We start from the raw sequence: 3,813 nt of genomic DNA, 5'->3' as shown, positions 1-3,813 counted from the left end.
GTGTGATAACTTTCTTTACTGCTATCAAGCCCAGCTGTGCCGCGCAGAATGTGATGCCGGCGGTGGTGAGGTAGCTATCCTCCGCCTGTACCAGATGCAGCAGGGGCAGCAGCGCGGAGCGGGGCTGTGGATAGCGGGCGATGATGTCCGACGCGGCCGCATTCAGCCGTGCCACCACGTCGTCGGGGTAGGCGCCCGGACCGCCTATCGGCGGTCCGGGCTCATTCGGGCGCGGACCCAGGACCAAGTCGACGCTCATCGGTCGACTCCGCCCATCACCGGGTCGATGCTGGCGACGGCGGCGATGACGTCGGCGATCATGCCGCCTTCGCACATCGCGGCGACGGCCTGCAGGTTGGTGAACGACGGATCCCGGTAGTGCACCCGGTAGGGCCGCGTGCCGCCGTCGCTGACCATGTGCACCCCGAGTTCGCCGCGCGGCGATTCCACCGTGACGTAGACCTGGCCCGCGGGAACCCGGATGCCCTCGGTGACCAGTTTGAAGTGGTGGATCAGCGCCTCCATCGAGGTGCCCATGATTTCGGCGATGTGGGCCGGTGAGTTGCCCAGCCCGTCGGGGCCCAGCGCCAGGTCGGCGGGCCAGGCGATTTTGCGGTCGGCGACCATGACTGGGCCGGGGCGTAGCTGGTCCAGGCACTGTTCCACGATTTTGAGTGACTCCCTCATCTCCTTGATGCGAATCATGTAGCGGCCGTAGGAGTCGCACCCGGTGTCGGTGATCACGTCGAATTCGTAGTTCTCATACCCGCAATAAGGGTCCGCACGGCGTATGTCATAAGGCAGCCCGGTCGAGCGCAGCACCGGCCCGGTGATCCCCAGCGCCATACATCCGGTCAAATCGAGGTAGCCGATGCCCTGGGTGCGGGCTTTCCAGATGTAGTTCTCGTTGAGCAGGTCCTCCATGTCGCGTAGCCGGCGCGGCATCAGGTTCAGAAAATCTTTGATCCCGCCGACCGCGTCGGGCGGTAGGTCCTGGGCCAGCCCGCCGGGCCGGATGTAGTTGTGGTTCATCCGTAGGCCGGTGATCGACTCGAACAGGTCGAGCACCAGTTCGCGTTCCCGGAAGCCGAGCATCATCGCGGTCACCGCGCCCAGTTCCATCCCGCCGGTGGCGAGTGCGACCAGATGCGAGGAGATCCGGTTGAGCTCCATCATCATCACCCGGATGACGTTGACCCGCTCCGGGATCGCCTCGGTGATACCGAGCAGCTTCTCCACCCCGAGGCAGTAGGCGGTCTCGTTGAACAACGGTGACAGATAGTCCATCCGGGTCACGAACGTCACGCCCTGCATCCAGTTCCGGTATTCCAGGTTCTTCTCGATACCGGTGTGCAGGTAGCCGATGCCGCAGCGGGCATCGGTGACCGTTTCACCCTCGATCTCCAGGATGAGCCGCAGCACCCCGTGCGTCGACGGGTGCTGCGGACCCATGTTGACCACGATGCGTTCGGCCACCGCCGAGTCCGCCGAATGCTCTCGGACGGCCGTCACGATCTCATCCCAGTCCTGGCCGCCTACGTTGACGACTGTGTCGGCGCAACCGCCCTGCCGCGGGGGGGTGGTGTGCGTGGCCATCAGGTGTAGGCCCTTCGCGCATCGGGTGGCGGGATCTCGGCGCCGTGGTACTGCACCGGAATGCCACCGAGCGGGTAGTCCTTGCGCTGCGGATGGCCCTGCCAGTCGTCGGGCATCTCGATGCGGGTCAACGACGGGTGGCCGTCGAAGACGATGCCGAAGAAGTCGTAGGTTTCCCGCTCATGCCAATCTGTGGTCGGATAGACCGCGAACAGCGACGGGATATGCGGATCACCATCGGGTGCAGCAACTTCCAGGCGGACCCGCCGGTTGTGGGTGATTGACTTCAGCGGATACACGGCGTGCAGTTCCCGGCCGGTGTCGTCGGGGTAGTGCGCCCCGCTGACGCCCAGACACAACTCGAAACGCAGCTCCGGTTCGTCGCGCAGCCGTTGGGCCACCGACGGCAGCAGGTCCCGGCGAACATGCAGGGTGAGTTCGTCGCGGAACACCACGACTTTCTCGATGACGTCGGCAAAGCTGACACCGCTGCTCATCAGCGCATCGGCCAAGATGTCGACGACATCATCGAAATAGCCGCCGTAAGGACGAGAGGAGCCACCCGGTAACACCACCTCACGCATCAGCCGCCCGTAGCCGGAGGTGTCACCGGTGTCGGCAACACCGAACATGCCGCGCCGCTTCATCGCGGCAGCCCGGTGAATTCGATGGTGGAGGCCAGCGCGGCCTGTTCGGCCTCGGCAATGGCTTCCTCGCGGTGGACGCCCAGCGGCATCTCCTGAATCTTGTCGTGCAGCTTCAGGATGGCGTGCATCAGCATCTCCGGCCGCGGCGGGCAACCGGGTAGATAGATGTCAACTGGGACGATGTGGTCCACGCCCTGGACGATGGCGTAGTTGTTGAACATCCCCCCGGACGACGCGCACACCCCCATGGAAAGCACCCATTTCGGTTCGACCATCTGGTCGTAGATCTGGCGGAGCACCGGCGCCATCTTCTGGCTGACCCGGCCGGCCACGATCATCAGATCCGCCTGCCGCGGCGAGGCGCGGAACACCTCCATTCCGAACCGGGCCAGATCGAACCGGGGCGACGTGGTGGACATCATCTCGATCGCGCAACAGGCCAACCCGAACGTCGCCGGCCACAACGAACCCTTGCGGAAGTACCCGGCCAGACGCTCGACGGTGGACAGCAGAAGTCCGCTCGGCAACTGCTCCTCTAATCCCAATTCAATCCCCCCCGCCGCCACACGTAGCCGTAGGCCACGAACACGGTGAGCACGAACAAACCCATCTCCACCAGTGCGAAAGCGCCCAGGCTGTCGAACGAGACCGCCCACGGGTACAGGAACACGATCTCGATGTCGAACACGATGAACAACATTGCCGTCAGGTAGTACTTAATCGGGAAACGCTGCCCGCCCGATTGCTGCGCAGGCCGGGGGACCGGCTCGATCCCGCACTCGTAGGCCTCCAGCTTCGATCGGTTGTAACGGCGGGGACCGATCACCGTCGCGATCAGCATCGAAACCACCGCGAACCCGGCGGCGATCGCACCGAGGACCAAGATGGGGAGGTAAAGGCTCATTCCCGCCTCCTAGTGGCCGAAGTGTCGTTGCGCAGACCGCCGCCGGCGCACCGGTAGCCACATGTCTACTGACCGAAGGAGCGGCGGGTATCCCCCGTTGCGGGGGATACTCCAGGTGATTTCCGCGGGGGATGCGCTACCGGCCTGTTGAGTGGGTCCGGGGAGCCAACGGCACGGACGAGCCGAATGTGGTTACCACGGAGCCAAGGCGGGTAGACCATAGTTGGCTTACGCCGCGGCGCATGCGACGTGGCCGTAGACGTGGCACTAGGAGGTAATCATGGACAGCAACACGCCAGGCGCGCAATTGCCGGAGGAACCGCAGTCTGAGCGGGGCGAAACCGGGTCTCGTGACACCGGATCCGACAAGCCGGGTGGTGGGCCCGCGGAGCGTGCAGAGGGTGCCATCGAATCTGTCCCGTCGCACGGCGGCACCGCAGAGGACGCCAACTTGGGCGGGCCCGGAACGATGCCGCCGCAGGATACCGGCTCGGCGGTGCCACCGTACGAGGGTCGGCAGAAAACCGCGAAGCCGTTCGGCGACCAGGCCAGCAGTGAAAAGGGCGGCGCCAGGACGGGCGGTGCGGGGCGGCCCGTTGAGGATTCGCAGTACAAATCAGCGGCGCCCGGAGAAACCGAGCGGGGCGCGACGGCGGCACCCGGAGA

The 3,813-nt window shown here is 65.1% G+C and carries 5 protein-coding genes and 1 pseudogene; 1 reads left to right on the top strand and 5 read right to left on the bottom strand.

What is annotated here, in order from left to right; translation table 11 throughout:
• From AC2VOU_RS12395 to AC2VOU_RS12375, 5 genes and pseudogenes are all read right to left on the bottom strand, one after another.
• A partial coding sequence (locus AC2VOU_RS12395) for an NAD(P)H-dependent oxidoreductase subunit E (protein ID WP_486957648.1) occupies positions 1-259 on the bottom strand: 259 nt, incomplete at its 3' end.
• On the bottom strand, positions 256-1,596 hold the full coding sequence (gene nuoD, locus AC2VOU_RS12390; RefSeq protein ID WP_486957647.1) for an NADH dehydrogenase (quinone) subunit D: 1,341 nt from the start codon (positions 1,594-1,596) through the stop codon (positions 256-258). The genes AC2VOU_RS12395 and nuoD, both read right to left, overlap by 4 nt.
• Positions 1,596-2,237: pseudogene (locus AC2VOU_RS12385) on the bottom strand (NADH-quinone oxidoreductase subunit C); the annotation flags it as partial. The gene nuoD and the pseudogene AC2VOU_RS12385, both read right to left, overlap by 1 nt.
• A gap of 2 nt (positions 2,238-2,239) precedes the next feature.
• Positions 2,240-2,788, bottom strand: a complete 549-nt coding sequence (locus AC2VOU_RS12380; protein ID WP_486957646.1) for a NuoB/complex I 20 kDa subunit family protein — start codon at positions 2,786-2,788, stop codon at positions 2,240-2,242.
• Complete coding sequence (locus AC2VOU_RS12375; RefSeq protein WP_486957645.1) at positions 2,779-3,147, bottom strand: NADH-quinone oxidoreductase subunit A; 369 nt, start codon at positions 3,145-3,147, stop codon at positions 2,779-2,781. The genes AC2VOU_RS12380 and AC2VOU_RS12375 overlap by 10 nt, the downstream gene beginning before the upstream one ends.
• Positions 3,148-3,427: 280 nt before the next feature.
• Between AC2VOU_RS12375 and AC2VOU_RS12370 the strand changes: the two genes are divergently transcribed.
• Positions 3,428-3,813: hypothetical protein (locus AC2VOU_RS12370; protein WP_486957644.1), on the top strand; the 386-nt coding region annotated here is incomplete at its 3' end.

It is taken from the genome of Mycobacterium sp. TH-M25 (genome assembly GCF_057473665.1).
Note: the sequence above shows the minus strand (reverse complement) of the source record. Positions and strands in the feature narration are given on the sequence as shown.